The following is a 4,723-nucleotide window of genomic DNA, read 5'->3' on the forward strand; positions in this document are numbered from 1 at the left end:
GCCAGAGACAGCGCGCCGAAGCCGATGAACAGCGCGAGTGTGGACGCGAACGCGGGCGCGGTGCCCTGCTTCAGGACGTCCCGCCGGTTCAGTACCAGCAGGTGTACGAAGCAGATCACCGCTACCGCGTAGACGCCCAGCCAGGCGGGACGGCTCCAGGCCAGCAGGCGTCGCCCGTCCATCATGTGCAGCGGTATCAGCCCGAAGACGAGAGTCTGCACGCTCAGCAGGAAGACCGCGGACAGCACGGCGTCCAGCGTCCGCACGGGCAGCCAGGTCCCGTCATGCGTACGCTCCAGGGCGACCCAGGCCAGCAGCGCGACAGCGAGCAGGCAGAGCGTTCCCGCGAGCACGCTGCGTCCTTCGTCCTCGTCCGACAGCCGCCGCCTGGCCTCGTCGGCCGTGGCGTATCCGGCGATGAGGCCGAAGACATAGCCCGGTACGAATCCGGCCACCACCGACAGCAGTGTGCAGAACGCGGCCAGGGCGAGTCCCAACGGCAGGACGGACAAGGCGCCGGTCACACCGTCCGAGAAGCGCCGCGCGAAGGACTCCACCACCACTGCGTAGGCCAGGGTGGTCACCGGGATTGCCACCAGGAGGCCGAAGAAGAGCATCATCGTGTCGCCGCGGATGCCGATAGCGGGATCGATCAGGGTGGTCAGCAGCGCGGCGGCCAGTGCGAACCAGCAGAACTGCCGCCTGGGTGACGCCCACAGAGCGCTGAGAGTCCGCCCGCCGATGCGCAGAGCGCTCATCCGCGTCCGCTGGCGGCGCATCCACGCCGCCCAAGGGCGGAACCAGCCTTCGATCTCCTGCCGGTTCTCTTCGATCGTCTTGTTCACGATGTCGGCCGGAAAGCCGATCAGCAGGATCAGTGCGGAGGCCACCACCAGCGTTGTGGCCACGCTGCGCAGTCCCCACGGCACCTCGGAGGGCTTGGGGATCGCCGAGAACACCGGCGACGTGTTGGCGGCGGGCGGTGGAGCATCGGCGGGGACTGCCGTCCTGCTGACGGCGATCGGGTAGCTGATCAACGTGCCCTGCGGGCAGTCAAGCGCGATCTGGTGTCGCCCCTGTCGGGTGTTCGCGGGGACGGTGAACTCGGCTGTGACGTACCCCAGCCCTCCCTCTGAGGTCAGCGTGGTCGCCAGTGCGCGGCCATCCAGCCGGACCTGACCGCCGGAGCATTCATGGGCGGCGTTCTCGACGCGGATCGTCCGGCGTCTCTCACCCTCCGACACCGCTCCCTCGCTGATCTGGATTCCGGGCCCGCCGCCGAAGTGGTAACTGGGCGCGTCCTGGCCGAGCCCTTCGAGGTCGAGCGTGGTGGTCCCGGCCCTCGTCCAGGACTTGCCGTCGGCAGACCGGCATTCCACGACCACGGTGTGCGATCCGACCCGGTCGTCGGCCGAGACGTTCGGATACTGAAAACCGACGAGGAACGAGTCGCCACTGATGCGGTACGACGACCAGGCGTCCCGTGTGCCACTGCTCTCGCTCGACACGCCCTCCCAGAGCAGGCGGACGGACGCCGGTGCCAGGAACCCGTCTCCGCCTTTCCCGCATGCCTCGGGGGCGTGCGACACGCTCAGGACCCCGTACGATCCCTCGGCCGCCCGGCGCGGCGTCGCTTCCAGCCGCGCGCTTTCGTCCGCTCTCGCCGGAGTGACCAGCAGAAACCCCAGAAGAAAGATGAACGCCGACAGCCGTGCGGCCGATGGCCCAGCCCGCCCCATGACGCCCCCCGATGACGTGCTCCCTGCACACGGTAGGCGTGACGAACGGTCATCGGCAGTCGCTCTCCGTACATCGGGTCGCTAAGTCAGATCATTGACGTAAGGCGCGGTCCGTCGTTCATCCCACGCTGCATCTCAAGACGGTGAGCGCCCCCTGCCGGGGCCGATCATCGGCATCGCCTCTTTCGCCCGGGCTGTCCTGACCGGTCCAGCGAGGAACGCCGCCGTCCGTTGTTCCGCCGACTGGATGCCATCGGCTCGGCCCGGAAGTCGAGGATGCCCCCGGTGCAGCCGCAGGTGCAGACAGCGCGCCAGTGGCGTGCCACGCCTGCGTCCGCGTAGTTGACCGTGTGCGCTATACTTGATCTTGACGAGGTCGCCCGAACTCCGGGCAGCCCGTTGCGCGTTGGTGGTCCAAGGAAAGACGCCCCGCTTCCTGCGGGGAGATGCAGGTGCAAGGCCTGCCCGGCGCTCAAGAGCCGAGCCCACCCCGCATGCAGGGTGGGCTCGGCTGATGTTGTCGGGTCAAGGCGGCAAGAACATCGCGAGACACGGGACACCTGAGGGCAGGGCCAGGGCCTGTATCGAAAGTGGATCTTGAACATGGGATGATCTTGGTTTGTGGCACGTGGAGACCTAACGGACGAGCAATGGACAGTGCTGGAACCGCTGTTGCCGAGGGGCAAGAAGCCCGGACGCCCGCCGACGTGGGCCAGGCGGCGGTTGATCGACGGCATACGATTCCGGATCCGCACCGGCATCCCGTGGCGGGACCTGCCCGCCGAGTACGGGCCGTGGGGCCGGGTTACTACCTGTTCCGCCGGTGGCAGCGGGACGGAACCTGGCACCGCATCTTTGAGCAGCTCCAGGCCCGGGTCGACGCCAAGGGCCTGATCACCTGGGACATCAACGTCGACTCCACGGTGTGCCGGGCCCACCAGCACGCCGCCGGGGCGAGGGAAAGGGGGAGCTGCAGAAGGAGCCGCCCGGCGGCGTCTCCGTCGAGCCGGCGACCACGGGCTCGGGCGCTCGCGCGGCGGCCTGACCACCAAGCTGCACCTGGCCGTCGAACAGGGCCAGAAACCCATGTCCATCGTGATCAAGGCCGGGCAGCGGGGCGACTCCCCACGGTTCGAGCCCGTCCTGAACAAGGTCCGCGTCCGCGTCTCGGGCCGGGCAGACCGCGCGCCCGGCCCGATCGCGTGCGCGCCGGCAAGGCGTACGCCTCCCGGAAGAACCGCGCTTACCTGCGACGGCGCGGGATCCGCTGCACCATCCCGGACAAGGCAGACCAGGCACGCCACCGCAAGAAGCGCGGCTCGCGCGGCGGTCGGCAGGCGAAGTTCGACCCGCAGGACTATAAGGCTCGGCACGCGGTCGAGTGCGGCATCAACCGCATCAAGAGGCACCGGGCCGTGGCCACCCGATACGACAAGCTCGCCGTCCGTTACGAAGCGACCGTCCTCGTCTCGGCCATCAACGAGTGGCTGTGACCAGCACTCATCCGGAACCGGCCAGGATGACCACAGAAGCCTCAGGAAGTCATGGCGGCTCGGTCGGACTCGCTGCGCAGAACGCAAAACTCGTTGCCTTCGGGATCAGCAAGGACCGCCCAGCCAGAGCCATCGGGATTGCGGTGATCGGTGACAAAGGTGGCGCCGAGGCCCAGCAGCCGTTCCACCTCCTGCTCACGCGAGGTCTCTGGGCGCAAACACAGATGGATACGGTTCTTGATCGTCTTAGCTTCGGGCACCTGGTTGAAGTGCAGCACTGGGCCCTCCGCCAGCAGCACCTGAGCCTCCGGATCACCCGGTTTGTCCTCCGGGTGCAGCGGACGGCCGGTCACCCTGCTCCAGAACCGGGCCAGCTCGTAGGCATCCGCACAGTCAATCGCCACGTTCTGCAATACCGAGACCATGCGCGCGAGCCTTCCTGATTTCCACTCCAGACGCCACCGAGTTGCGCTCGTTTCTTCGCGCATACAGCTCGGGCGCCCGTCACCAACGTGCTGAGACAACACACCTAGCGCCACAATCCCGTTACCCGAGTTGGCTCTGGCACGGACCACGGGGAGTGGTCACGGCGGGCGATGCCGCTGTTCGAATCGAGGGAGGGCACGGGCAATGGCGGTTCGCCGCCGTGTCCGCGCCTCGGACCGCCTTGGCTCAGCCGAGCGTGTCCATCAAGGCGGTGACGTAGGCATCCAGACGCTCCTCCACGGCTCGCGTTGTCAGCTCTGTCCTCCCTGCCTCCCGCCATGGCTGCGCCACCAATTGCACTTCTTCTGAGCACGCCAGCCCGTCCCGTACCCGCCAGTACAGACGTTCGCTCGCGACCGCTGCCAGCACCCCGCCGGCCTCCTCATACGCCTCAGCGAATCGCAGACCCCACGCCGGGCCGTGCAGCAGCGCGAGGTTGGTGGAGCAGTGCGCGACATCGAGGTCCGCCGGGCCCCACGAGGCCGCTGCCCAGTCGACGACGCCGGTGATCCGGGGACCTGCCGAGCTTGGGGGCTCCACGTCGAACAGCACGTTGCCGGGTTGGAAGTCCCGGTGCAGGAATCGCCCTTCATAGGGCGGCGCGGGCCTGCGGATCACGTCGGTCGCCGCGGCCCATGCCGCCGCGTCGGCTCCCTTCGGAGTCACGACGGTGTCGGCGGTCGTCCACGCCGCGTACCCCCGGGGCCGCTCGGCGGGTTGCAACGCGTGGATCGCCACGAGTTGACGGGCCAGCAGAGGGACGCGCGTCTCCAATCCCTCATCGGCGAGGACCGCCCGGCCTGCCAGATGGGTCATAAGGAGCGACGGATACTCGCAATGCGTGGCGGTCGGAGCAACCGCGACCAGTTCAGGAGCCGGCACGCCGGTCCCCGTGAGCAGGGTCAAGGCGTCAGCCTCCCTGTTCAGCCAGCCCTCGGCGTGCTCCTCGTTGACGAAGGTCCGCAGCACCAGATCACGGGTGCCTCCGTCCCGCGTGCCGATGGT

3 protein-coding genes and 1 pseudogene are annotated in these 4,723 nt (G+C 68.2%); 1 reads left to right on the forward strand and 3 read right to left on the reverse strand.

Features of this window, described 5'->3' with window-relative positions; all coding sequences use genetic code 11:
• Positions 1-1,508, reverse strand: a 1,508-nt coding sequence (locus GWI24_RS40515; RefSeq protein ID WP_210951022.1) for an FGLLP motif-containing membrane protein, incomplete at its 3' end; no start/stop codon positions are given.
• 852 nt (positions 1,509-2,360) lie between these two features.
• On the opposite strand from GWI24_RS40515, the pseudogene GWI24_RS40520 reads away from it, so the two are divergent.
• Positions 2,361-3,232: pseudogene (locus tag GWI24_RS40520) on the forward strand (IS5 family transposase).
• A gap of 41 nt (positions 3,233-3,273) precedes the next feature.
• On the opposite strand, the gene GWI24_RS40525 reads toward GWI24_RS40520, so the two are convergent.
• Complete coding sequence (locus tag GWI24_RS40525) at positions 3,274-3,657, reverse strand: VOC family protein (protein ID WP_210951023.1); 384 nt, start codon at positions 3,655-3,657, stop codon at positions 3,274-3,276.
• A gap of 247 nt (positions 3,658-3,904) precedes the next feature.
• On the reverse strand, positions 3,905-4,723 hold an 819-nt coding region (locus GWI24_RS40530), incomplete at its 5' end, for a phosphotransferase family protein (RefSeq protein ID WP_210951024.1).

It is taken from the genome of Streptomyces sp. MK37H, assembly GCF_018035285.1.
Lineage (GTDB): Bacteria > Actinomycetota > Actinomycetes > Streptomycetales > Streptomycetaceae > Streptomyces > Streptomyces endocoffeicus.